This window comes from Staphylococcus sp. FSL W8-0305 (genome assembly GCF_037966415.1).
GTDB classification, from domain to species: domain Bacteria; phylum Bacillota; class Bacilli; order Staphylococcales; family Staphylococcaceae; genus Staphylococcus; species Staphylococcus aureus.
In genome coordinates this window covers 1,370,278-1,395,167 of sequence record NZ_CP150198.1, presented here as the reverse complement: position 1 = coordinate 1,395,167, position 24,890 = coordinate 1,370,278, and the positions used below count along the sequence as shown (strand labels likewise).

Genomic DNA, 24,890 nt, shown 5'->3' with positions numbered 1-24,890 from the left:
CTTCTTGAGAAGTGTTGATTTCAGCTTCTAACTATGCATGTGAGTTCTTAGAATTTTTTATTTCACTTTGCAAAAGCAACATTTTATCACCTCAAAATAGTATCGATTAATTTATATTCTATATAAATTAATTAAATATTGCAAATTAATTTTATGTAAACTTAATTAAAGGGATTTGAAGGTGTTGTTAACATTTGAGATTTAATTGAAATAAGTTTTAAAAATTGGAGGAGATAGATTAATCGAAGTCATTTAAAGATGAAGATAAGTGCATTCACAAAAAATAGCCACACTCATATGACATCGGATGAGTGTGGCTTAAGGATCTATGGGGGGAGGAAACCATAGATGTTTACTTTGATAGGCCAGATTAAATATCAAAGTATGCGATTATTTATAGCTTGATGCAAAAGTGGTATGCCTATTAAAAGTTACTGCACATAGCTTTTAATATTCCGTTCAAAGGAAAGGGGCATACAATTGAACAATCTGTAATAGTACTTTTAACCAGCTATGCTAAAAGTCTAGTAGGGAGAACAGTTGTCCAATCGCATAAGAACCTCTAACTTCGTTAGTACGATTAAGAAAAGCTTTTTAGTTAGTATGTAATACAATTTATTGACGCGCGTGAATCTCTTTTATAAGAGTGTGTAGGGAATGGCGTTGTATAAATTGTATTAGAAGAACTTCTAACGCATCTCTGTGGTTAAAAGAGATGAAGGGAACGACAGTTTAATTAAAAACACATAAAGCTTTTAACTTTACTCTTTGATTTAAAGAGTGACAAATGTTTATAGTTTAATTAAAACTGCATAAGAACTTCTAGCTTTTCTCTTTCGCTCAAAGAGAAGTTCTAATACCACCATATCGTGCGATCGGGAACGGTATATATATTAATAGGAGGGTAATATATATTTAACGCACGATATGGGACTATTAGCCTTCGACTTTGTTATGTTGATGTGTGGCCTAAAATATTGGAGATACCAATATTTTAGGTTGCATCAACATCAATTCATCTTACTTCATTAAAACACAGCGTGTTATTTCATGCTTCCGTGTACAGTTTCAATATTTGATTTCATCATTTTGTAGTAAGAGTCACCTTTAGTGCCTTCTTTACCGATTGAATCTGTGTACACTTCACCAAAGATATCTTTCTTCGTTTCTTCAGATAAACTTTCCATTGCTTTCTTATCAACACTTGTTTCTACTAATAAGTGTTTTAATTTGTGCTTTTTAACAAACTCAATAGCTTGTCTCATTTGTTCTGGTGTACCTTGTTTTTCAGTGTTAATTTCCCAAATATAACCTGGTGTAATACCGTATTGTTTTGAGAAGTACTTGAAGGCACCTTCACTTGTAATCATGGCACGTTGTTCTTTTGGAATGTCATTAAATTTGTCTTTACTGTCGTTATTTAATTTTTCCAATTGAGCAATGTATTTGTTACCTTGCTTTTCATAATCTGCTTTATGTTTTTTGTCGTTATCGATAAATGTTTGTTGAATTGTTTTTACGTATTTAATACCGTTATCTAAACTTAACCATGCGTGTGGATCTTGTTTATCTTTGTTGCCTTCTTCACCGTTTAAATAGATAGGTTTAACATCTTTTGATACTGCGATAACTTTTTTATCTTTTAATGATTTACCAGCCTGTTCTAAGGCTTTTTCAAACCAACCGTTACCAGTCTCTAAATTTAATCCGTTGTATAAAATAACGTCAGCGTCAGTTAACTTTTTAATATCTTTAGGTTTAACTTCATATTCATGAGGATCTTGACCAACAGGTACAATACTATGAATATCGACGTTGTCTCCACCAACATTTTTAGCCATATCATATAAAATTGAATTCGTCGTTACTACTTTTAGTTTGCCATTTGACTTATCACTGCTTTGTTTACCACCAGTACCACATGCAGCAACTAAAAGTAATAAGGCTAATAATAAAGGTACTAATTTTTTCATGTTAAACTTCCTCGTTTCTTTCTATTCGTAAATTTTGTGAAAAATAATGTGATGATATAAATTACAAACGTACAAAGTACGATTGTTGCACCACTAGGAATGTTGTAAATATAGCTGTAATAAAGTCCGACAATTGAACTTATGACACTTATTAAACTTGCTATAATCATCATTGAGTATAGTTTTTTACTAATTAAAAATGCTGTAGATGCAGGTGTAATTAATAATGCAACTACAAGAATAATACCTACCGTTTGAATACTTGCTACTGTTACTAATGAGAGTAACAACATCACAAAGTAATGTAATAACGTCGTATTTAGACCACTCATTCTACTAAAAGTTGGATCGAATGTAGAAATCATTAATGGACGATAGAAAATAATGATTAGAATAAGGACGATTGAACCAATCACTATAGTTGTTAAAAATGCACTATTTGTGATTGCCAGTAAATTACCAAACAGAATATGGTACAAATCTGTCGTAGTGTTTATTAAGCTAATAATAATAATCCCCGAAGCTAAGAAAGCGGTAAAACTAATTCCAATAGCGGCGTCAGGTTTCGTTTTACTACTAGATGTGATATAACCGATAAAAATACTTGCGATCATACCAGTTATAAGTGCGCCTACAAACATTGGAATACCAAATAAGAATGATAGGGCAACACCAGGTAATACTGCGTGACTCATTGCATCTCCCATTAATGAAAGACCACGTAATACAATTAAACTACCAACTGTACCACAAACTATCCCTACAATAATTGAAGTTATCAATGCTCGATTCAAGAATTGATATGTAAATAAATGTTCGACAAACTCTAACATGTTATATTGCTCCTTTGACTAGGGTCACTACAGTCAGTGCTACTCATAAATGTTTCGTTTAAGCGAGTGACACTCATAGCCTCTTCACTATCACCAAAGTATCGTAATGTTTGATTTAATAGAATAATGCGATCAAAGTATTGCTTTGCTTTTGATAAATCATGGTGGATGATAAGAATAAGTTTTCCTTGTTGTTTTAAGTTCTCGATTTTTGTCATGATTAATTTTTCACTACTAAAATCAATTCCGACAAACGGCTCATCTAGAAAATAAACTTCACTTTCGGACATCAATGCTCTCGCTACTAGCACACGTTGTAATTGTCCACCACTTAATTCTGAAATTTGTCGATGACGTAAAGATTCTAATTCTAAATCGCTTAATAACTGTTTGAGTTTATCCCTTGCTGATTTATTAGGTCGTCTAAACCATCCAATTTCTTTGTAGCAACCTGATAAAATCACTTGTTCCACACTTATAGGAAAATCTAAATCAATATGTGCTTTTTGTGGAATATATGTAATATGTTGCAGTTGTTGTTGTATAGGTTTGTTATGTAACAATTTAGTACCGGTAGCATTAAATTCACCAATTAAAGACTTGATAAGGGAAGATTTACCAGCACCATTCGGGCCCATGATACCAATTATTTCGCCGCGTACTGGTATCGATAAGGAAATGTTTTTAAGTACATGCTTATTACCTAAAAACAGATTTAAATCTTTTGTTTCTAACAAACGTTTATACCTCCTAATTAAAAGTTTAGGCTAACCTAATTAATTGTATAATAAACTGAGAATATTTATCATGTCAAGTAAATTCGTGATATAATATAGACAATGTATGTGAGGTGAAAGTATGTTAACTGAAGAAAAAGAGGACTATTTAAAGGCAATCCTTACGAATAATGGCGATAAAAATTTTGTGACAAATAAAATCTTATCTCAATTTTTAAATATTAAGCCTCCATCTGTAAGTGAAATGGTAGGACGTCTCGAAAAAGCAGGCTATGTTGAAACAAAACCGTACAAAGGTGTTAGATTAACAGAGGATGGTTTAACGCATACGCTTGATATCATTAAGAGACATCGACTATTAGAATTATTTTTAATAGAAATATTGAAATATAATTGGGAAGAAGTACATCAAGAAGCAGAAATTTTAGAACATCGAATTTCAGATTTATTTGTTGAAAGGCTGGATAGCTTGTTAAATTTCCCAGAAACTTGCCCGCACGGCGGTGTGATTCCTAGAAATAATGAATATAAAGAGAAATATATAACAACGATTTTGAATTATGAACCTGGTGATATCGTTACAATCAAACGTGTGAGAGATAAGACTGATTTGCTAATATATTTGTCTAGTAAAGATATCTCTATTGGTAATGAAGTGGAAATTGTATCGAAAGATGAAATGAATAAAGTAATTATCATCAAACGTAATGATAATGTAATTATTGTCAGTTACGAAAATGCAATGAACATGTTTGCTGAAAAATAAAATAAAGAAGCCATAAAGATATCCATGATTGTACTGATAAAGACATATGGATAATTGCTTTAGGCTTCTTTTTTATTAGTTAATTTATCAAGTGAGTATATTTGAGTAAAATATTCACTGCATAAAGATTGAAGATAATCCAGATTGTACTATAAATGAAGATAGGTACATGACTGAGTTCTTTAAGTGCACTACCATCCCACTGTGGACTCGGACGCTGGAAAGTCAATTTAGCAATCGTCCAACTAGATTGTAGAACTTCGCCTAATAATACACCTAAAATATATTGATAACTCATTGTGACAAGTAGTTGAATTTCTACTATATTTTCATCTTTTAATATAAAATACAACATGATAGAAATTAAAGTTATAACAACAATGGGTGAGCCTTTTCTAGATGTTAAAATTAAAAAATAAATAAATATCAATAAATAGGTAAATATAAAGAAACTAGGTATCTGATAATGGCTCGACGCTAGACCAATCAATAACATAATAGGTGGCATAAAATAACCACCAATCGTTGTAAGCCATTGGCCTGCTAGATGTCTAGATTGTGTAATTGCGAATCCTTGTTGTAATGTCTGTTGTCGCTCTCGTGGGCTTGTTACAATGACTAAATCTTTTGCACGGCCACCAGCGAGTTTATTAAACAGTACATGACCAAATTCATGTGTTAAAACAGGGATATAGTTTAAAATGACATCTAAATAGTTCAAAACAGGCTTATGTCTATATTGATGAATAGCAATATAACAAGCTGCAACAATAACGATAATGTATATATTAAGTTGAATTGTCGTATTAAAAAAGTTGGATAAATAATTCATTGTTAACCTCATATAAGATATTAATTTAAAGTTTGCTTATCACTTATTATAAATGATATTGGCATCAATAGCGTTAGACTTTAGACTTACCTTAGTTAAACTAATTTTAATTTTTGAAAAGGTGAATATGTGTTAAAATAAAGCAAAATCATTTCGATATAAATAGGATGAATATAAATACTGTTAATATTGATTACACTAACATAATAATGAAATAAGATAGGAGATTCCTGTTATGACTGTTGAAGAAAGATCCAATACAGCCAAAGTTGACATTTTAGGGGTCGATTTTGATAATACAACAATGTTGCAAATGGTTGAAAATATTAAAACCTTTTTTGCAAATCAATCAACGAATAATCTTTTTATAGTAACAGCCAACCCTGAAATAGTGAATTACGCGACGACACATCAAGCGTATTTAGAGTTAATAAATCAAGCGAGCTATATTGTTGCTGATGGGACAGGAGTAGTCAAAGCTTCGCATCGTTTAAAGCAACCTCTAGCGCATCGTATACCTGGTATTGAGTTGATGGATGAATGTTTGAAAATTGCTCATGTAAATCATCAAAAAGTATTTTTGCTAGGGGCAACTAATGAAGTTGGAGAAGCGGCACAATATGCATTGCAACAAAGATATCCAAACATATCGTTTGCACATCATCATGGTTATATTGATTTAGAAGATGAGACAGTAGTGAAACGAATTGAACTGTTTAAACCTGATTACATATTTGTAGGTATGGGATTCCCTAAACAAGAAGAATGGATTATGACACATGAAAATCAATTTGAATCTAAAGTGATGATGGGCGTAGGTGGTTCTCTTGAAGTATTTGCTGGGGCTAAAAAGAGAGCGCCTTATATCTTTAGAAAATTAAACATTGAATGGATATATAGAGCATTAATAGATTGGAAACGTATTGGTAGATTAAAGAGTATTCCTATATTTATGTATAAAATAGCCAAAGCAAAAAGAAAAATAAAAAAGGCAAAATAGTCATGATGACAAAATAAAACCGAGGAAATCCTTAAATGGAGATTCTCGGTTTTTTCGGTTTATTTAATAACGAAGCGGGACTCATCGAGTTTGTTTCTAAATTCTTTTTGTTCGGCTTTGGATTTCTTTTTAAAATCGTTTAGGAAAGCTTCATATTTAGGTAATACATCATCAAGTTCACCGTAATCTTTTAACTTTCCGCCTTCAATCCAAGCAATCTTAGTACAAAATTGTCTCACTTGGCCTAAGTTATGACTAACGAAAAAGATGGTTTTGTTTTGCTCTTTAAACTCGTAAATTTTATCTAAACATTTTTGTGCAAAAGTTTGGTCACCTACAGATAAAGCTTCGTCAATGACTAAGATATCTGGATTAACTGTGATATTAATTGAAAAACCAAGTTTTGCACGCATACCACTTGAATACTTTTTAACTGGTTGATAGATAAACTCACCAAGTTCACTAAATTCAATAATCTTAGGTGTCATCGCTTTAATTTCTTTACGCTTAAAGCCCATACATAACATTTTAAATTCGATATTTTCAATCCCTGTAAGTTGTCCACTCAAGCCAGCACTAATTGCGATAACGCTGACTTCACCATTACGATCCACTTTTCCAACAGTAGGCGACAATGAACCCCCAATGATATTGCTCAACGTTGATTTGCCGGAACCATTGATGCCAACAAGCCCTATGACGTCACCTTCATATGCTTTTAAACTAATGTCATCTAAAGCGAAAAATGTTTTGTTTTTATGTTTGGGAATGAGCGCATCTTTCATACGTTCTTTATTTGTACGATAAATACGATATTCTTTTGTTACATTTTTAATGTTTACCGAAACGTTCATTTGTAGACCTTCCTTATTCACATTTATCTAGATTATAATATACTACTCAACAGTTGTTAAATTTTAAAACCTGTTGTAAAGTGTATAGAAGATTTTGTTATTATCAGAGTTGGTGTTTTGACACAAAATGTTAATCATCAATGATAACAATGATATTTAAAAACTAAACTTATTTCAACTTACATGATTGTATACTATAATGTATTTGTAATAAACTAATATTTTAAAGAACTAGACAATAATTTTGATAGCATCCATGTATAGTGATAGTATTTACAACAATTATTATAATACTATTTAGTTAAGTAGAGAAATAGTTAAACATTTGAAAGTGTGGTTTAATGGAATGTCAGCAATAGGAACAGTTTTTAAAGAACATGTAAAGAACTTTTATTTAATTCAAAGACTGGCTCAGTTTCAAGTTAAAATTATCAATCATAGTAACTATTTAGGTGTGGCATGGGAATTAATTAACCCTGTTATGCAAATTATGGTTTACTGGATGGTTTTTGGATTAGGAATAAGAAGTAATGCACCAATTCATGGTGTACCTTTTGTTTATTGGTTATTGGTTGGTATCAGTATGTGGTTCTTCATCAACCAAGGTATTTTAGAAGGTACTAAAGCAATTACACAAAAGTTTAATCAAGTATCGAAAATGAACTTCCCGTTATCGATAATACCGACATATATTGTGACAAGTAGATTTTATGGACATTTAGGCTTACTTTTACTTGTGATAATTGCATGTATGTTTACGGGTATTTATCCATCAATACATATCATTCAATTATTGATATATGTACCGTTTTGTTTTTTCTTAACTGCCTCGGTGACGTTATTAACATCAACACTCGGTGTGTTAGTTAGAGATACACAAATGTTAATGCAAGCAATATTAAGAATATTATTTTACTTTTCACCAATTTTGTGGCTACCAAAGAACCATGGTATCAGTGGTTTAATTCATGAAATAATGAAATATAATCCAGTTTACTTTATTGCTGAATCATACCGTGCAGCAATTTTATATCACGAATGGTATTTCATGGATCATTGGAAATTAATGTTATACAATTTCGGTATTGTTGCCATTTTCTTTGCAATTGGTGCGTACTTACACATGAAATATAGAGATCAATTTGCAGACTTCTTGTAATATATTTATATGACGAAACCCCGCTAACCATTAATAAATGGAAGTGGGGTTCATTTTTGTTTATAATTTAAGTAAATAACATATTAAGTTGGTGTATTATGAACGTTTTAATAAAGAAATTTTATCATTTGGTAGTTCGAATACTTTCTAAAATGATTACGCCTCAAGTGATTGATAAACCGCATATCGTATTTATGATGACTTTTCCAGAAGATATTAAGCCTATCATCAAAGCATTAAATAATTCGTTGTATCAGAAAACGGTTTTAACAACACCAAAACAAGCGCCTTATTTATCTGAACTTAGCGACGATGTTAATGTGATAGAAATGACTAATCGAACACTGGTAAAACAAATTAAGGCTTTGAAAAGCGCGCAGATGATTATTATCGATAATTATTACCTATTACTAGGTGGATATAATAAGACTTCTAATCAACACATTGTTCAAACGTGGCATGCAAGTGGTGCGTTAAAAAACTTTGGCTTAACAGATCATCAAGTCGATGTGTCTGACAAGGCAATGGTTCAGCAGTACCGTAAAGTTTATCAAGCGACAGATTTTTACTTAGTGGGTTGTGAACAAATGTCACAATGTTTTAAACAGTCTTTAGGTGCAACAGAAGAGCAAATGTTGTATTTTGGGCTTCCGAGAATTAATAAATATTACACAGCTGATAGAGCAACGGTTAAGGCAGAGTTAAAGGATAAATATGGAATTACAAATAAGTTGGCATTATATGTACCAACATATAGAGAAGATAAAGCAGATAATAGGGCTATTGATAAAGCTTATTTTGAAAAATGTTTACCAGGATATACACTGATTAATAAACTACATCCATCAATTGAACATTCAGACATTGATGATGTATCTTCGATCGATACGTCTATATTAATGTTAATGTCAGATATAATTATTAGCGACTATAGTTCGCTGCCAATAGAAGCTAGCTTGTTAGATATTCCAACTATATTTTATGTGTATGATGAAGGAACATATGATAAGGTGAGAGGCCTGAATCAATTTTACAAAGCAATACCGGATAGCTACAAAGTGTATACTGAAGAGGATTTAATAATGACGATACAAGAAAAAGAACATCTATTAAGTCCATTATTTAAAGATTGGCATAAGTATAATACTGATAAAAGTTTACATCAGCTCACAGAATATATAGATAAGATGGTGACAAAATGAGGCTTACGATAATCATACCTACATGTAATAATGAGGCAACAATTCGACAATTGTTAATCTCTATTGAGAGTAAAGAACACTATAGAATCCTTTGTATTGATGGTGGTTCTACTGATCAAACAATTCCTATGATTGAACGGTTACAAAGAGAACTCAAGCATATTTCATTAATACAATTACAAAATGCTTCGATAGCTACGTGTATTAATAAAGGTTTGATGGAGATCAAAATGACAGATCCACATGATAGTGACGCATTTATGGTCATAAATCCAACATCAATCGTATTGCCAGGTAAATTAGATAGGCTAACTGCAGCATTCAAAAATAATGATAATATTGATATGGTAATAGGGCAGCGAGCTTACAATTACCATGGTGAATGGAAATTGAAAAGTGCTGATGAGTTTATTAAAGACAATCGAATCGTTACATTAACGGAACAACCAGATTTGTTATCAATGATGTCTTTTGACGGAAAGTTATTCAGTGCTAAATTTGCTGAATTACAGTGTGACGTAACTTTAGCTAACACTTACAATCACGAAATACTTGTCAAAGCGATGCAAAAAGCTACAGATATACATTTAGTTTCACAGATGATTGTCGGAGATAACGATATAGATACACATGCTACAAGTAACAATGAAGATTTTAAAAGATATATCACAGAAATTATGAAAATAAGACAACGAGTCATGGAAATGTTACTATTACCTGAACAAAGGCTATTATATAGTGATATGGTTGATCGTATTTTATTCAATAATTCATTAAAATATTATATGAATGAACACCCAGCAGTAACGCACACGACAATTCAACTTGTAAAAGACTATATTATGTCTATGCAGCATTCTGATTATGTATCACAAAATATGTTTGACATTATAAATACAGTTGAATTTAATGGTGAGAATTGGGATAGAGAAATATACGAATTGTGGCGACAAACATTAATTCAAGTGGGCATTAATAGGCCGACATATAAAAGATTCTTGATTCAACTTAAAGGGAGAAAGTTTGCACATCGAACAAAATCAATGTTAAAACGATAATGTGTACATTGATGACCATAAACTGCAATCCTATGATGTGACAATATGAGGAGGATAACTTAATGAAACGTGTAATAACATATGGCACATATGACTTACTTCACTATGGTCATATCGAATTGCTTCGTCGTGCAAGAGAGATGGGCGATTATTTAATAGTAGCATTATCAACTGATGAATTTAATCAAATTAAACATAAAAAATCTTATTATGATTATGAACAACGAAAAATGATGCTTGAATCAATACGCTATGTCGATTTAGTCATTCCAGAAAAGGGCTGGGGACAAAAAGAAGACGATGTCGAAAAATTTGATGTAGATGTTTTTGTTATGGGACATGACTGGGAAGGTGAATTCGACTTCTTAAAGGATAAATGTGAAGTCATTTATTTAAAACGTACAGAAGGCATTTCGACGACTAAAATCAAACAAGAATTATATGGTAAAGATGCTAAATAAATTATATAGAACTATCGATACTAAACGATAAATTAACGTAGGTTATTATAAAATAAATATAAAACGGACAAGTTTCGCAGCTTTATAATGTGCAACTTGTCCGTTTTTAGTATGTTTTATTTTCTTTTTCTAAATAAACGATTGATTATCATATGAACAATTAGTGCTAATCCAGCGACTAGGCATGCACCACCAATGATAGTGAATAATGGATGTTCTTCCCACATACTTTTAGCAACAGTATTTGCCTTTTGGATAATTGGCTGATGAACTTCTACAGTTGGAGGTCCATAATCTTTATTAATAAATTCTCTTGGATAGTCCGCGTGTACTTTACCATCTTCGACTACAAGTTTATAATCTTTTTTACTAAAATCACTTGGTAAAACATCGTAAAGATCATTTTCAACATAATATTTCTTACCATTTATCCTTTGCTCACCTTTAGACAATATTTTTACATATTTATACTGATCAAATGAACGTTCCATTAATGCATTCCCCATCATATTACGTTGCTTCTCGCCACCAAGGTTTTTATAGTCTCCTGCACCCATGATAACTTGATTAATTCTAAATTTACCTCGTTTAGTAGTAATCGTATGGTTGTAATTTGCTGTATCACTTGATCCAGTTTTTAAACCATCTGTACCAGGCAAACTCATTTTTGCACCTTCCAATGAAAAGTTGAATGTGTAATACGTAACTGCATGCGTTGTTGGTGCTAACTGCTTTGTAAAGTCTAATATTTTAGGTGTCTCTTTAATCACGTGTAAATCTAAAATGGCGTAGTCTCTAGCAGTCGTTACAGTACGTTCTTGGTCTTTATATTTTGTTGGTGCAAATGTACGTAATCTTGAATTTTCAGCACCCGTTGGATTGACGAAATGTGTATTTTTCATTCCGATAGCTTTAGCTTTGTTATTCATTAAATCAACGAAATCGCTGGTGTTTTTTGATACCTTCTTAGCTAAAATTAATGCCGCGGCATTACTAGAATTAGATACTGTAATTTGTAATAGGTCTGCGATTGTCCATACTTGTCCAGGATATAGTTTCGTATTACTCAACTCAGGTAGTGTAGACATAATATATTCTTTGTTCGTCATTGTGACTGTGTCATCAAGTGAAAGCTGCCCCTTATTTACAGCTTCCAATGTTAAGTACATTGTCATTAATTTAGTCATAGACGCTGGATTCCACTTAGTATCGATATTGTATTGATACAGTAATTGTCCAGTTTGACTAACATTAACAGCACTCGTCGGTTCGTATGCAGCCGACAAACCTGCATAACCATATTGATTTGCTGCTTGTACAGGGGTTACGTCACTGTTAGCAGCTTGTGCATATGGTGTCATAATACTTAATGTTAAACATAAAATGATGATAATAGATATTAAATTTTTCATAAAGCGTTAATCTTCCCTTTTCCAATTCTTAAATATTCCCTAAAAGCAATGGTCATTCCTACTTACGGAAATCATTGCTAATTCACTTCACCTTAATTAAATTGTTGAAAATTAAGTTTCTTGCGGTTTATTTGAAAAATAATGCAAATATATTACGTACGTAGCTAAAGGTGTTATAATGTTTGTACGAAGAGCAAACTTACTCAAAAGTGATTAATTATCATGTTTTAATATAAAAACTTTGAGAAGTTATTACAAAAAATGCAATAGAAATATTCTATCATATAAATGTTATGAGCGGTATTTTGGGGCAATACTTTATTTGATTTTTAAAGTTTTGTTGGGAGAAAATATATGATAGAAATGCATGTATCTATCTAAATGAATTAACTATAAATTTCAAACAGAAGAGGTAAAACTATGAAACGAGAAAATCCATTGTTTTTCTTATTTAAAAAACTATCATGGCCAGTGGGTCTTATCGTTGCAGCTATCACTATTTCATCACTAGGGAGCTTAAGTGGACTATTAGTGCCACTGTTTACTGGACGAATTGTAGATAAATTTTCCGTGAGTCATATCAATTGGAATCTAATCGCATTATTTGGTGGTATCTTTGTCATCAATGCTTTATTAAGCGGATTAGGTTTATATTTATTAAGTAAAATTGGTGAAAAAATTATTTATGCGATACGCTCAGTTTTATGGGAGCATATCATACAATTAAAAATGCCATTCTTTGACAAAAATGAAAGTGGTCAATTAATGAGTCGATTAACTGACGATACGAAAGTGATAAATGAATTTATTTCACAAAAGCTACCTAACTTATTACCATCAATCGTTACATTAGTTGGGTCACTAATCATGTTATTTATTTTAGATTGGAAAATGACATTATTAACATTTATAACGATACCGATATTTGTTTTAATTATGATTCCTCTAGGACGTATTATGCAAAAGATATCGACAAGTACACAATCTGAAATTGCAAACTTTAGTGGTTTGTTAGGGCGTGTCCTAACTGAAATGCGTCTTGTTAAAATATCAAATACAGAGCGACTTGAATTAGATAATGCACATAAAAATTTGAATGAAATATATAAATTAGGTTTAAAACAGGCTAAAATTGCGGCAGTTGTACAACCAATTTCAGGTATTGTTATGTTGCTAACAATTGCAATTATTTTAGGTTTTGGTGCATTAGAAATTGCGACTGGTGCAATCACTGCAGGTACATTAATTGCAATGATATTTTATGTTATTCAATTATCGATGCCTTTAATCAATCTTTCAACGTTAGTTACAGATTATAAAAAGGCAGTCGGTGCAAGTAGTAGAATATACGAAATCATGCAAGAACCTATTGAACCGACAGAAGCTCTTGAAGATTCTGAAAATGTATTAATTGATGACGGTGTGTTGTCATTTGAACATGTAGACTTTAAATATGATGTGAAGAAAATATTAGATGATGTGTCGTTCCAAATCCCACAAGGGCAAGTGAGTGCTTTTGTAGGTCCTTCTGGATCTGGTAAAAGTACGATATTTAATCTGATAGAACGTATGTATGAAATTGAGTCAGGTGATATTAAATATGGCCTTGAAAGTGTCTATGATATCCCGTTATCTAAGTGGCGACGCAAAATTGGATATGTTATGCAATCAAATTCGATGATGAGTGGTACAATTAGAGACAATATTTTATACGGAATTAATCGCCATGTTTCAGATGAAGAACTTATTAATTATGCTAAATTAGCGAACTGTCATGATTTTATCATGCAATTTGATGAAGGATATGACACGCTTGTAGGTGAACGAGGATTGAAACTGTCTGGCGGACAACGTCAACGTATTGATATTGCTAGAAGTTTTGTTAAAAATCCTGATATTTTGTTACTTGATGAAGCAACAGCTAATCTCGATAGTGAAAGTGAATTGAAAATTCAAGAAGCTTTAGAAACATTGATGGAAGGTAGAACAACGATTGTCATTGCGCATCGTTTGTCTACAATTAAAAAAGCCGGTCAAATTATATTCTTAGACAAAGGACAGGTAACAGGTAAAGGTACGCATTCAGAACTGATGGCATCACATGCGAAGTATAAAAACTTTGTAGTGTCTCAAAAATTAACAGATTAAATTTATATATATAAGTAAGCTTGGAACAAGTACAGATATACCATCGAGAAAATTAAAATGTGGCACATTGATGGATATAGATGTTAATAAATTGCTTCAAGCTTTTGTCTATTTTAAATCATGTGAGAAGTTACGACATAATAATTCTTAAATTAATGAAATCGATATTTTAAGAAAAAAATGCTCATGGTATAATACAAGTTATAAGCAAACATACATATATTAAATACTGTAGCCACGAGTCATAATTCTTCATATTTTACATAGCAATTTAACTGATTTTAGAGTCCACGGTACAGAAGTTTGATATTTCAATGTTTCTAAATTTTTAAAAAATTAAATCATAGGTGGGTGCCAAATGTTTTTATTAATCAACATTATTGGTCTAATTGTATTTCTTGGTATTGCGGTATTATTTTCAAGAGATCGCAAAAATATCCAATGGCAATCAATTGGGATCTTAGTTGTTTTAAACCTGTTTTTAGCATGGTTCTTTATTTATTTTGATTGGGGGCAAAAAGCAGTAAGAGGAGCAGCCAATGGTATCGCTTGGGTAGTTCAGTCAGCGCATGCTGGTACAGGTTTTGCATTTGCAAGTTTGACAAATGTTAAAATGATGGATATGGCTGTTGCAGCCTTATTCCCAATTTTATTAATAGTGCCATTATTTGATATCTTAATGTACTTTAATATTTTACCGAAAATTATTGGAGGTATTGGTTGGTTACTAGCTAAAGTAACAAGACAACCTAAATTCGAGTCATTCTTTGGGATTGAAATGATGTTTTTAGGAAATACTGAAGCATTAGCCGTATCAAGTGAGCAACTAAAACGTATGAATGAAATGCGTGTATTAACAATCGCAATGATGTCAATGAGCTCTGTATCGGGAGCTATTGTAGGTGCGTATGTACAAATGGTACCAGGAGAACTGGTACTAACGGCAATTCCACTAAATATCGTTAACGCGATTATTGTGTCATGCTTGTTGAATCCAGTAAGTGTTGAAGAGAAAGAAGATATTATTTACAGTCTTAAAAACAATGAGGTTGAACGTCAACCATTCTTCTCATTCCTTGGAGATTCTGTATTAGCAGCAGGTAAATTAGTATTAATCATCATCGCATTTGTTATTAGTTTTGTAGCATTAGCTGATCTATTTGATCGTTTTATCAATTTGATTACAGGATTGATAGGAGGATGGATAGGCATAAAAGGTAGTTTCGGTTTAAACCAAATTTTAGGTGTGTTTATGTATCCATTTGCGCTATTACTCGGTTTACCTTATGATGAAGCGTGGTTGGTAGCACAACAAATGGCTAAGAAAATTGTTACAAATGAATTTGTTGTTATGGGTGAAATTTCTAAAGATATTGCATCTTATACACCACACCATCGTGCGGTTATTACAACATTCTTAATTTCATTTGCAAACTTCTCAACGATTGGTATGATTATCGGTACATTGAAAGGAATTGTAGATAAAAAGACATCAGACTTTGTATCTAAATATGTGCCTATGATGCTATTATCAGGTATCCTAGTCTCATTATTAACAGCAGCTTTCGTTGGTTTATTTGCATGGTAATATGTCGAAGAGTGACTACGATAATACATTTTAACTAAAAAAGATGTCCAGGCATGTCGTCTATTGATATAGGTGAGATGCTTGGACTTTTTTATTATTGATATAAAGATATTTAAATATTTTTAAAGTTATCGAAATTGATGCAATATAAAAACCAAGTGCACATGGTAATACACTTGGCTTTTATGGGAAATGAATATTATTGTACATATGACAGTAAGGACTAGGTACAGTCATAGTACTTCGAGCAAAATTTGTTTTGTTATTATAAACAACACAAAGGAGATAACTTCTCTATTGAAGAAGTTAAAAACATTATAGCAGACAATGAAATGAAAGTAAATTAAAAATTCAGAATATTTTTAATTATTATATTGTGAGTGATATTTATTAGGGAAAGCTATTCTTCATATAAATTAGTTAAATAGTAAATCTTTGTTAGAACTCTTTCCATAGAGTTGTGACAGTATTTTTGTTGTGCTACTATTTTTATAGTCTAATAAATATATAAAGGGGATGGTTTCGTGAATAAAACGGTTAAAGATTTAATACTAGTTGTCTTAGGTTCATTTATCTTTGCTGCAGGTGTAAATGCATTTATTATTTCTGGTAACTTAGGTGAAGGTGGGGTTACAGGTTTAGCAATTATTTTATATTATGCGTTTCATATTTCACCAGCCATCACTAACTTCTTGGTCAACGCAGTATTGATTGCCATAGGTTATAAATTTTTGAGTAAGAGAAGTATGTACTTAACTATTCTTGTAACAATTCTTATTTCAATATTTCTGAGTTTAACAGAATCATGGCAAGTAGAAACTGGAAACAGCATTGTGAATGCCATTTTTGGTGGTGTAAGCGTTGGACTAGGAATCGGAGTAATTATCCTTGCAGGCGGTACAACAGCAGGTACAACAATTTTGGCGAGAATTGCAACGAAATACCTCGATGTAAGCACGCCATATGCTTTGCTTTTCTTTGATATGATCGTTGTTGCAATTTCACTTACAGTTATTCCACTTGATAAAGTATTAGTAACAGTAATATCACTTTATATAGGAACAAAAGTGATGGAATATGTCATAGAAGGTTTAAACACTAAAAAAGCTATGACGATTATTTCAACTAATCCCGACAAACTTGCCAAAGCAATAGACGAGCAAATTGGAAGAGGTTTAACCATTTTAAACGGACATGGCTATTATACACGTGAAGAAAAAGATGTCTTATACGTTGTTATTTCTAAAACACAAGTATCAAAAGCAAAGCGATTAATTAAACAAATCGATAAAGATGCATTCCTCGTAATTCATGATGTAAGAGATGTCTATGGTAATGGTTTTCTTGCAGATGAATAAATAAATGGTAAGAGCACACATACTTAAATAGAAGTCCGCGGACAAGTTTTTGAATTATGAAGACTTATCTGTGGACGTTTTTTATTTTATAAAAGTAATATACAAGACATGACAAATCGAGCTATCCAATTTAAAAAGTAATGTTAGTCAATAAGATTGAAAAATGTTATAATGATTTTCATGATAATCATTATCAATTGGGATGCCTTTGAAAATTGATAATTTAAAAATAGAAATTATTTTTTATAAACAGAAAGAATTTTATTGAAAGTAGGGAAATTATGAATCGTTTGCATGGACAACAAGTTAAAATTGGTTACGGGGATAACACGATTATAAATAAATTAGATGTTGAAATACCAGATGGCAAAGTGACGTCAATCATTGGTCCTAACGGCTGCGGGAAATCTACTTTGCTAAAGGCATTGTCACGTTTATTGGCAGTTAAAGAAGGCGAAGTATTTTTAGATGGTGAAAATATTCATACACAATCTACGAAAGAGATTGCAAAAAAAATAGCTATTTTACCTCAATCACCTGAAGTAGCAGATGGCTTAACTGTTGGAGAATTAGTTTCATATGGTCGTTTTCCACATCAAAAAGGATTTGGTAGATTAACTGCTGAGGATAAGAAAGAAATTGATTGGGCAATGGAAGTTACAGGAACTGATACATTCCGACACCGCTCAATCAATGATTTAAGTGGTGGTCAAAGACAACGTGTTTGGATTGCAATGGCATTAGCACAAAGAACTGATATTATCTTTTTAGACGAACCAACCACATATTTAGATATCTGTCATCAATTAGAAATACTAGAATTAGTTCAGAAGCTAAATCAGGAACAAGGTTGTACAATTGTCATGGTTCTTCATGATATCAACCAAGCGATTCGTTTCTCAGATCATCTTATTGCGATGAAAGAAGGCGATATCATCGCTACAGGTTCAACAGAAGACGTATTAACACAGGAAATTTTAGAAAAAGTTTTCAATATTGATGTTGTTTTAAGTAAAGATCCTAAAACTGGAAAACCTTTACTGGTAACTTATGACTTATGTCGCAGAGCTTATTCTTAATTAAGTAAGTTAATATGATAAAAAGGACAATTAACATGACAAATAGAGAGAATCCAACGCCATTGAAGTTTTTATCCTATATTATAGGTTTAAGTATGATACTACTAATCACACTTTTTATTTCTACATTAATAGGTGACGCCAAAATTCAAGCCTCTACAATTATAGAGGCTATTTTTAATTATAATCCTAGCAATCAACAGCAAAACATCATCAATGAGATTAGGATTCCGAGAAATATAGCAGCAGTAATTGTGGGTATAGCGCTTGCAGTTTCTGGTGCGATTATACAAGGTGTTACTCGTAATGGTCTTGCTGATCCGGCGCTCATAGGTTTAAATTCAGGTGCTTCATTTGCTTTAGCATTAACATATGCAGTTTTACCAAACACTTCATTTTTAATATTGATGTTTGCTGGATTTTTAGGTGCTATTCTAGGAGGTGCTATTGTATTAATGATAGGCCGATCTAGACGTGATGGATTTAATCCGATGCGTATTATTTTAGCGGGTGCAGCAGTAAGTGCTATGTTAACAGCGCTAAGTCAAGGTATTGCATTAGCTTTTAGGTTAAATCAAACAGTAACATTTTGGACTGCTGGAGGCGTTTCAGGCACAACATGGTCACACCTTAAGTGGGCAATTCCATTAATTAGTATTGCGTTAATCATTATATTAACAATTAGTAAACAACTTACCATTTTAAATCTTGGTGAATCATTAGCTAAAGGTTTAGGTCAAAATGTAACAATGATCAGAGGCATATGTTTAATTATTGCTATGATTCTAGCAGGTATAGCAGTTGCTATCGCTGGACAAGTTGCATTTGTAGGATTGATGGTGCCTCATATAGCAAGGTTTTTAATTGGAACTGATTATGCTAAAATTCTACCATTAACAGCCTTGTTAGGTGGGATACTCGTGCTTGTTGCTGATATGATAGCACGATATTTAGGAGAAGCGCCTGTTGGTGCAATCATTTCATTTATCGGTGTTCCTTACTTTTTATATTTAGTTAAAAAAGGAGGACGCTCAATATGATTAGTTCAAATAATAAACGCAGACAATGGATAGCACTGGCTGTTTTTAGCATTCTACTATTTCTAGGTTGTACTTGGAGTATTACCTCAGGTGAATACAACATACCTGTAGAAAGATTTTTCAAAACTTTAATTGGACAAGGTGATGCCATTGATGAATTAATCTTATTAGATTTCAGATTACCTCGGATGATGATTACTATTTTGGCAGGTGCAGCGCTTAGTATTAGTGGTGCAATAGTGCAAAGTGTCACGAAAAATCCAATAGCTGAACCAGGTATATTAGGTATTAACGCAGGTGGCGGATTTGCAATCGCATTATTTATTGCAATTGGTAAAATTAATGCTGACAACTTTGTTTATGTACTGCCGTTAATAAGTATACTAGGTGGTATCACCGCTGCATTGATTATTTTTATTTTCAGTTTTAATAAAAATGAAGGTGTTACACCTGCGAGTATGGTATTAATAGGTGTAGGTTTACAAACAGCATTATATGGTGGCTCAATTACAATTATGTCAAAATTTGATGATAAGCAATCTGATTTCATCGCTGCTTGGTTTGCAGGTAATATTTGGGGTGACGAATGGCCATTTGTCATTGCATTTTTACCGTGGGTGTTGATTATTATTCCTTACTTACTATTTAAATCGAATACACTAAATATTATTCATACGGGTGATAATATTGCACGAGGTCTAGGTGTAAGGTTAAGCAGAGAACGTTTAATATTATTCTTTATCGCAGTGATGTTATCATCTGCTGCTGTAGCAGTAGCAGGTTCAATTTCGTTTATCGGATTAATGGGCCCGCATATTGCCAAACGTATCGTTGGACCACGTCACCAGTTGTTTTTACCAATTGCCATTTTAGTAGGGGCATGTTTACTTGTTATAGCTGATACAATTGGCAAAATTATATTACAACCAGGTGGGGTTACAGCAGGTATAGTCGTAGCAATTATTGGCGCACCGTATTTCTTATATTTAATGTACAAAACGAAAAATGTATAGTGTCAAAGGACACAACTTATTGCTATGAAAGGCACTTTATTATATGGCTTTTCATAGCATTTTTTATTTAATGAGTCACTCAAGACTATTTACATTTTCAATAATGAACCATTAAGTTATCAAGACTGTCTTATCATAAATATATTTTATAACGGTATCAGGTTAATTCTTTATGTTAGCGCATTCATTTATTCTGTTTTATACTATGACTGACAATACCAAGGAGGTACAACATGATGAAAAAGTTAATTAATAAGAAAGAAACATTTTTAACTGATATGATAGAGGGCATGTTAATTGCGCATCCAGAGTTAGATCTGATTGCTAATACAGTTATAGTAAAAAAAGCTAAAAAAGAACAAGGTGTAGCAATAGTCTCTGGAGGTGGAAGCGGACATGAACCTGCGCATGCTGGATTTGTAGCTGAAGGTATGCTAGATGCAGCGGTTTGTGGCGAAGTATTTACATCACCTATACCAGATAAAATATTAGAAGCTATTAAAGCAGTAGATACTGGTGATGGTGTATTACTAGTTGTGAAAAACTATGCAGGTGACGTGATGAATTTTGAAATGGCACAAGAGCTTGCAGAAATGGAAGGTATAAATGTTGAAACAGTTATTGTTCGTGACGACATTGCTGTGACAAATGAAGTACAACGTCGTGGTGTTGCAGGAACAGTGTTTGTTCATAAGCTTGCCGGTTATCTTGCTGAAAAAGGTCATTCATTAACAGAGATTAAATCGCGTGTAGAAGCGTTGTTACCTGAAATTAAAAGTATTGGTATGGCAATTGAGCCACCGCTTGTTCCAACTACTGGAAAATATGGCTTTGATATTGAAGACGACAAAATGGAAATCGGTATTGGTATACATGGTGAAAAAGGTATTCATAGAGAAGAAGTAAAGGATATTGATCATATTGTTGGAACATTATTAGACGAATTGTATAAAGAAGTAACTGCCAATGAAGTCATAGTAATGGTAAATGGTATGGGTGGTACGCCGTTATCTGAATTAAATATCGTAACTAAATATATTCAACAAAATTTGGCTGCAAGAACGGTTAATGTTGCTAAATGGTTTGTTGGTGATTATATGACATCTTTAGACATGCAAGGTTTTTCTATAACTATCGTGCCTAATAAACCAGAATATCTGGAAGCATTTTTAGCACCAACAACAAGTCAATACTTTAAATAAGCAGTGAATATGAATAAATATACATTTATGAGGTGGCACAAATGAAAGTGAATGATATGAAAGCGCGTTTATTAAATTTAGAAGAAACTTTTAAAAAACATGAATCTGAATTAACTGAATTAGATCGAGCAATTGGTGATGGTGACCATGGGGTTAACATGGTTCGTGGGTTTAGTAGTCTTAAAGACAAACTTGATGATAGCTCAATGCAGTCATTGTTCAAATCTACTGGTATGGCATTGATGTCAAATGTTGGCGGTGCATCAGGACCACTGTATGGCTTTAGCTTTGTTAAAATGTCTGCAGTCGCCAAAGATGATATGGATAATCAAGATTTTATTAAACTAATTCAGGCATTTGCCGAAGCGATTGAATCACGTGGGAAAGTTACTTTAAATGAAAAGACAATGTATGATGTAGTAGCACGAGCAGCAGAGAAGCTTAAAAATGGTGAAACTTTAACATTTAATGATTTACAGCAATTAGCAGATAATACAAAAGATATGGTAGCAACGAAAGGTAGAGCTGCATATTTTGGAGAAGAGTCAAAAGGTTATATAGATCCAGGTGCTCAAAGCATGGTTTATATTTTAAACGCTTTGATTGGAGATGAAGATAATGCCTAAAATTATACTTGTTAGCCACAGTAAAGAAATTGCAAATGGTACAAAATCTTTGTTAAAGCAAATGGCTGGTGACGTTGATATTATACCAATCGGGGGATTACCAGATGGTTCAATTGGAACTTCATTTGATATCATCCAAGAAGCTTTGACTAAATTAGATGATGATGCATTGTGTTTTTACGATATTGGATCTTCAGAAATGAATTTAGATATGGCAATTGAAATGTATGATGGTAATCATCATGTGTTAAAAGTTGATGCGCCAATTGTTGAAGGTAGTTTTATCGCAGCAGTAAAGCTGTCAATTGGCGGTTCAATTGATGATGCATTAGCAGAAATCAAACAATCATTTTAGTTAAAATTTACTAATAATGAAAAATGTAAACCTTTTTCAAATGAAACTTTATAAAAAATATGATAGTATATATGTAAATGTTTAATAAAATCTGGAGAAATAGGAGGACATTGCCATGCAACACCTTATAAAAAAACATGTATTGAATGGCGAGTTTGATTTAGTACGACAATTGATGTCCGAAACAGATTTTATGGAATTTGAAGAAGCATATATTTCAAGTGCGCATGAAGTAGAAAGTATGATGTTTTATACATGTATTTTAGATATGATTAAGTACGAAGAATCATCTGAAATGCATGACTTAGCATTTTTATTGCTTGTGTATCCACTAAGTGAATATGAAGGTGCTTTGGATTCTGCTTATTATCATGCAGACGCTTCCATAAAACTAACTGACGGCAAAGAAGTTAAAAGTTTGTTACAAATGTTATTATTGCATGCGATACCAACACCTGTTATTTCAGATAAGAAGGCTTTTGATATCGCCAAGCAAATTTTAAAATTAGATCCTAATAATAATGTTGCTCGTAACGTCTTAAAAGACACTGCCAAACGTATGGACAACGTTGTTGTTGATATAAATGAATTACACCAACGTAATGCACGTTAATTACATTTCAATTATATTAGCTTAATAATAGTTTTAACATTTGGTTGGGTTGGGACATATGTTCCAGCCTTTTTTAATACTTAAAAACTAACGAAGTAAACTTGTGTGCACAAATGGTTTTTATACAACATTTTATAAATTTATACATTTTAATAAAGAACATACGATAGATAGTTTAAACCTTTTTAACTGAGAAATTTTGATATGTATTTTCGAAACTTAACTAAAAATACGTAAGTCAAGAAGCACAATTATTAATCATTTTTCCTATAAAAAAGTTCGTATGACTGCATTATAAAAGCATAAATTTATAATTTTTTTAAATGTCATTGAACGTGATAATGTGAATGGATTGAGCAATTTTGAAAAAGTGAAAAATAACCTATGCGACTTGCAATTAATTTTCAGTACGTTATAATGCACACTGTGCAAAATTAAGGAGGTCTATTATTCACATGATGATGAATAAAGAAGCAACAAAAATTGGATTTGCCTACGTCGGCATTGTAGTGGGCGCAGGATTTTCAACAGGACAAGAAGTTATGCAATTTTTCACTAAATATGGCTTGTGGGCTTATTTAGGTGTCATTATATCTGGTTTTATTTTAGCTTTTATTGGGCGCCAAGTAGCAAAAATTGGTACTGCCTTTGAAGCGACAAACCATGAATCAACATTACAATACGTATTCGGTGAAAAGTTTAGTAAAGTCTTTGATTATATTTTAATCTTCTTCTTATTTGGTATAGCTGTAACCATGATAGCAGGTGCAGGCGCAACATTTGAAGAAAGTTATAACATACCTACATGGTTAGGTGCATTAATTATGACATTAGCAATTTATGTAACATTGCTATTAGACTTTAATAAAATAGTACGTGCCCTTGGTGTCGTTACACCATTTTTAATTGTTTTAGTTGTATTAATCGCTGGCGTGTATTTATTTAAAGGTCATGTTTCATTAGCAGAAGTTAACCAAGTAGTGCCTGAAGCAAGTATCTGGAAGGGAATCTGGTTTGGTACAATATATGGTGGATTAGCTTTTTCTGTAGGTTTTAGTACCATCGTAGCAATCGGTGGGGATACTGAAAAGCGTACAGTGTCAGGTGCAGGCGCGATGTACGGTGGTATTATCTATACTGTATTACTAGCATTGATCAACTTTGCATTGCAAAGTGAATATCCAACTATTAAAAATGCCTCAATTCCAACATTAACATTAGCCAATAACATTCATCCGTTAATAGCAACAGTGTTATCTGTTATTATGCTGGCGGTTATGTACAATACTATTCTAGGACTAATGTATTCATTTGCAGCACGTTTTACAGAACCGTATAGCAAAAAATACCATATCTTTATTGTTATAATGATGGTAGCAGGTTATTTATTAAGTTTCGTAGGATTTGCTGAATTAATTAATAAGTTATATACAATTATGGGATATGTAGGCCTATTTATTGTAGTAGCTGTAATTATTAAATATTTCAAACGTAAAAATGCGGATAAAAAACATATTGCTTAATATCATATGATGGATATCCGAAACTTTACAATTGAATCACTTTGTTTTAATCTTAAAA

24 protein-coding genes are annotated in these 24,890 nt (G+C 32.3%); 18 read left to right on the top strand and 6 right to left on the bottom strand.

The annotated features are described in order from the left end of the window. Window positions 1-1,043 precede the first annotated feature (1,043 nt). From NST10_RS06905 to NST10_RS06895, 3 genes are read right to left on the bottom strand one after another with little or no spacing between them, the layout of a single operon-like run. Window positions 1,044-1,973: a metal ABC transporter substrate-binding protein gene (locus NST10_RS06905; RefSeq protein ID WP_000737654.1), complete on the bottom strand. Its 930-nt coding sequence runs from the start codon at window positions 1,971-1,973 to the stop codon at window positions 1,044-1,046. After that, window positions 1,970-2,806, bottom strand: coding sequence for a metal ABC transporter permease (locus NST10_RS06900; RefSeq protein ID WP_000889252.1), 837 nt, complete (start codon window positions 2,804-2,806; stop codon window positions 1,970-1,972). Before NST10_RS06900 ends, NST10_RS06905 begins: the two co-directional genes overlap by 4 nt. Beyond that, window positions 2,800-3,543 carry a metal ABC transporter ATP-binding protein gene (locus NST10_RS06895; RefSeq protein WP_000894458.1) on the bottom strand — a complete coding sequence of 248 codons (744 nt, stop codon included), beginning with the start codon at window positions 3,541-3,543 and terminating at the stop codon, window positions 2,800-2,802. Before NST10_RS06895 ends, NST10_RS06900 begins: the two co-directional genes overlap by 7 nt. Before the next feature lie 121 nt (window positions 3,544-3,664). On the opposite strand from NST10_RS06895, the gene NST10_RS06890 reads away from it, so the two are divergent. After that, window positions 3,665-4,309, top strand: coding sequence for a metal-dependent transcriptional regulator (locus tag NST10_RS06890; protein WP_000954654.1), 645 nt, complete (start codon window positions 3,665-3,667; stop codon window positions 4,307-4,309). A 79-nt stretch (window positions 4,310-4,388) separates the two neighbouring features. Here the strand turns inward: NST10_RS06890 and NST10_RS06885 are convergent, their stop codons facing one another. Further along, a complete protein-coding gene (locus NST10_RS06885; RefSeq protein WP_001108545.1) occupies window positions 4,389-5,141 on the bottom strand; it encodes a M50 family metallopeptidase in 753 nt (250 codons plus the stop codon). Between the two features lie 235 nt (window positions 5,142-5,376). On the opposite strand from NST10_RS06885, the gene tarA reads away from it, so the two are divergent. Continuing rightward, entirely contained in the window at window positions 5,377-6,141 is a 765-nt protein-coding gene (gene tarA / locus NST10_RS06880) for an N-acetylglucosaminyldiphosphoundecaprenol N-acetyl-beta-D-mannosaminyltransferase TarA (protein WP_000215382.1), read from the top strand. 59 nt (window positions 6,142-6,200) lie between these two features. On the opposite strand, the gene tagH is transcribed toward tarA, so the two are convergent. Continuing rightward, window positions 6,201-6,995: a teichoic acids export ABC transporter ATP-binding subunit TagH gene (gene tagH, locus NST10_RS06875; protein ID WP_001103232.1), complete on the bottom strand. Its 795-nt coding sequence runs from the start codon at window positions 6,993-6,995 to the stop codon at window positions 6,201-6,203. Between the two features lie 346 nt (window positions 6,996-7,341). Here tagH and tagG point away from each other — a divergent pair, with 346 nt between their 5' ends. The 4 genes from tagG (at window position 7,342) to tagD (ending at window position 10,875) form a co-directional block, all read left to right on the top strand. Further along, window positions 7,342-8,154 carry a teichoic acids export ABC transporter permease subunit TagG gene (gene tagG, locus NST10_RS06870; protein WP_001273056.1) on the top strand — a complete coding sequence of 271 codons (813 nt, stop codon included), beginning with the start codon at window positions 7,342-7,344 and terminating at the stop codon, window positions 8,152-8,154. A 98-nt stretch (window positions 8,155-8,252) separates the two neighbouring features. After that, window positions 8,253-9,356 carry a teichoic acid glycerol-phosphate primase TarB gene (tarB, locus tag NST10_RS06865; protein ID WP_001101591.1) on the top strand — a complete coding sequence of 368 codons (1,104 nt, stop codon included), beginning with the start codon at window positions 8,253-8,255 and terminating at the stop codon, window positions 9,354-9,356. Beyond that, entirely contained in the window at window positions 9,353-10,414 is a 1,062-nt protein-coding gene (locus tag NST10_RS06860; RefSeq protein WP_001241200.1) for a glycosyltransferase family A protein, read from the top strand. Before tarB ends, NST10_RS06860 begins: the two co-directional genes overlap by 4 nt. 62 nt (window positions 10,415-10,476) lie before the next feature. Beyond that, window positions 10,477-10,875 (top strand): glycerol-3-phosphate cytidylyltransferase, encoded by a 399-nt coding sequence (gene tagD / locus NST10_RS06855; RefSeq protein WP_000832260.1) that lies wholly within the window; start codon window positions 10,477-10,479, stop codon window positions 10,873-10,875. 116 nt (window positions 10,876-10,991) lie between these two features. Here the strand turns inward: tagD and pbp4 are convergent, their stop codons facing one another. Beyond that, on the bottom strand, window positions 10,992-12,287 hold the full coding sequence (pbp4, locus tag NST10_RS06850; RefSeq protein ID WP_000793055.1) for a penicillin-binding protein PBP4: 1,296 nt from the start codon (window positions 12,285-12,287) through the stop codon (window positions 10,992-10,994). 420 nt (window positions 12,288-12,707) lie between these two features. Here pbp4 and NST10_RS06845 point away from each other — a divergent pair, with 420 nt between their 5' ends. The 12 genes from NST10_RS06845 (at window position 12,708) to NST10_RS06790 (ending at window position 24,832) form a co-directional block, all read left to right on the top strand. Further along, window positions 12,708-14,435: an ABC transporter ATP-binding protein gene (locus NST10_RS06845; protein ID WP_000817954.1), complete on the top strand. Its 1,728-nt coding sequence runs from the start codon at window positions 12,708-12,710 to the stop codon at window positions 14,433-14,435. Between the two features lie 358 nt (window positions 14,436-14,793). After that, window positions 14,794-16,023, top strand: coding sequence for a NupC/NupG family nucleoside CNT transporter (locus NST10_RS06840; RefSeq protein ID WP_000479281.1), 1,230 nt, complete (start codon window positions 14,794-14,796; stop codon window positions 16,021-16,023). A gap of 254 nt (window positions 16,024-16,277) precedes the next feature. Then, window positions 16,278-16,370 carry a hypothetical protein gene (locus tag NST10_RS06835; protein WP_001788321.1) on the top strand — a complete coding sequence of 31 codons (93 nt, stop codon included), beginning with the start codon at window positions 16,278-16,280 and terminating at the stop codon, window positions 16,368-16,370. 177 nt (window positions 16,371-16,547) lie between these two features. Further along, window positions 16,548-17,381 carry a YitT family protein gene (locus NST10_RS06830; RefSeq protein WP_001044662.1) on the top strand — a complete coding sequence of 278 codons (834 nt, stop codon included), beginning with the start codon at window positions 16,548-16,550 and terminating at the stop codon, window positions 17,379-17,381. Window positions 17,382-17,662: 281 nt separating this feature from the next. After that, entirely contained in the window at window positions 17,663-18,460 is a 798-nt protein-coding gene (locus NST10_RS06825; RefSeq protein WP_001080809.1) for an ABC transporter ATP-binding protein, read from the top strand. A 35-nt stretch (window positions 18,461-18,495) separates the two neighbouring features. After that, window positions 18,496-19,500, top strand: a complete 1,005-nt coding sequence (locus NST10_RS06820) for an iron ABC transporter permease (protein WP_000184732.1) — start codon at window positions 18,496-18,498, stop codon at window positions 19,498-19,500. Further along, a complete protein-coding gene (locus tag NST10_RS06815) occupies window positions 19,497-20,513 on the top strand; it encodes an iron ABC transporter permease (RefSeq protein WP_339211995.1) in 1,017 nt (338 codons plus the stop codon). Before NST10_RS06820 ends, NST10_RS06815 begins: the two co-directional genes overlap by 4 nt. Before the next feature lie 233 nt (window positions 20,514-20,746). Then, window positions 20,747-21,715: a dihydroxyacetone kinase subunit DhaK gene (gene dhaK / locus NST10_RS06810; protein WP_000976252.1), complete on the top strand. Its 969-nt coding sequence runs from the start codon at window positions 20,747-20,749 to the stop codon at window positions 21,713-21,715. Window positions 21,716-21,756: 41 nt separating this feature from the next. After that, entirely contained in the window at window positions 21,757-22,341 is a 585-nt protein-coding gene (dhaL, locus tag NST10_RS06805; protein WP_339211991.1) for a dihydroxyacetone kinase subunit DhaL, read from the top strand. Continuing rightward, a complete protein-coding gene (gene dhaM, locus NST10_RS06800) occupies window positions 22,334-22,696 on the top strand; it encodes a dihydroxyacetone kinase phosphoryl donor subunit DhaM (RefSeq protein WP_001124164.1) in 363 nt (120 codons plus the stop codon). The genes dhaL and dhaM overlap by 8 nt, the downstream gene beginning before the upstream one ends. Window positions 22,697-22,811: 115 nt before the next feature. Then, window positions 22,812-23,309 (top strand): hypothetical protein, encoded by a 498-nt coding sequence (locus NST10_RS06795; RefSeq protein ID WP_001164085.1) that lies wholly within the window; start codon window positions 22,812-22,814, stop codon window positions 23,307-23,309. Between the two features lie 455 nt (window positions 23,310-23,764). After that, on the top strand, window positions 23,765-24,832 hold the full coding sequence (locus NST10_RS06790) for a membrane protein (protein WP_000980141.1): 1,068 nt from the start codon (window positions 23,765-23,767) through the stop codon (window positions 24,830-24,832). Window positions 24,833-24,890: the final 58 nt, after the last annotated feature.

Coding starts and splice junctions, on each gene's coding strand:
- NST10_RS06905 (WP_000737654.1), bottom strand. CDS start 1,973: ATGAAAAAATTAGTACCTTTATTATTAGCCTTATTACTTTTAGTTGCT.
- NST10_RS06900 (WP_000889252.1), bottom strand. CDS start 2,806: ATGTTAGAGTTTGTCGAACATTTATTTACATATCAATTCTTGAATCGA.
- NST10_RS06890 (WP_000954654.1), top strand. CDS start 3,665: ATGTTAACTGAAGAAAAAGAGGACTATTTAAAGGCAATCCTTACGAAT.
- NST10_RS06885 (WP_001108545.1), bottom strand. CDS start 5,141: ATGAATTATTTATCCAACTTTTTTAATACGACAATTCAACTTAATATA.
- tarA (WP_000215382.1), top strand. CDS start 5,377: ATGACTGTTGAAGAAAGATCCAATACAGCCAAAGTTGACATTTTAGGG.
- tagH (WP_001103232.1), bottom strand. CDS start 6,995: ATGAACGTTTCGGTAAACATTAAAAATGTAACAAAAGAATATCGTATT.
- tagG (WP_001273056.1), top strand. CDS start 7,342: ATGTCAGCAATAGGAACAGTTTTTAAAGAACATGTAAAGAACTTTTAT.
- tarB (WP_001101591.1), top strand. CDS start 8,253: ATGAACGTTTTAATAAAGAAATTTTATCATTTGGTAGTTCGAATACTT.
- NST10_RS06860 (WP_001241200.1), top strand. CDS start 9,353: ATGAGGCTTACGATAATCATACCTACATGTAATAATGAGGCAACAATT.
- tagD (WP_000832260.1), top strand. CDS start 10,477: ATGAAACGTGTAATAACATATGGCACATATGACTTACTTCACTATGGT.
- pbp4 (WP_000793055.1), bottom strand. CDS start 12,287: ATGAAAAATTTAATATCTATTATCATCATTTTATGTTTAACATTAAGT.
- NST10_RS06845 (WP_000817954.1), top strand. CDS start 12,708: ATGAAACGAGAAAATCCATTGTTTTTCTTATTTAAAAAACTATCATGG.
- NST10_RS06840 (WP_000479281.1), top strand. CDS start 14,794: ATGTTTTTATTAATCAACATTATTGGTCTAATTGTATTTCTTGGTATT.
- NST10_RS06825 (WP_001080809.1), top strand. CDS start 17,663: ATGAATCGTTTGCATGGACAACAAGTTAAAATTGGTTACGGGGATAAC.
- NST10_RS06820 (WP_000184732.1), top strand. CDS start 18,496: ATGACAAATAGAGAGAATCCAACGCCATTGAAGTTTTTATCCTATATT.
- NST10_RS06815 (WP_339211995.1), top strand. CDS start 19,497: ATGATTAGTTCAAATAATAAACGCAGACAATGGATAGCACTGGCTGTT.
- dhaK (WP_000976252.1), top strand. CDS start 20,747: ATGATGAAAAAGTTAATTAATAAGAAAGAAACATTTTTAACTGATATG.
- dhaL (WP_339211991.1), top strand. CDS start 21,757: ATGAAAGTGAATGATATGAAAGCGCGTTTATTAAATTTAGAAGAAACT.
- dhaM (WP_001124164.1), top strand. CDS start 22,334: ATGCCTAAAATTATACTTGTTAGCCACAGTAAAGAAATTGCAAATGGT.
- NST10_RS06795 (WP_001164085.1), top strand. CDS start 22,812: ATGCAACACCTTATAAAAAAACATGTATTGAATGGCGAGTTTGATTTA.
- NST10_RS06790 (WP_000980141.1), top strand. CDS start 23,765: ATGATGATGAATAAAGAAGCAACAAAAATTGGATTTGCCTACGTCGGC.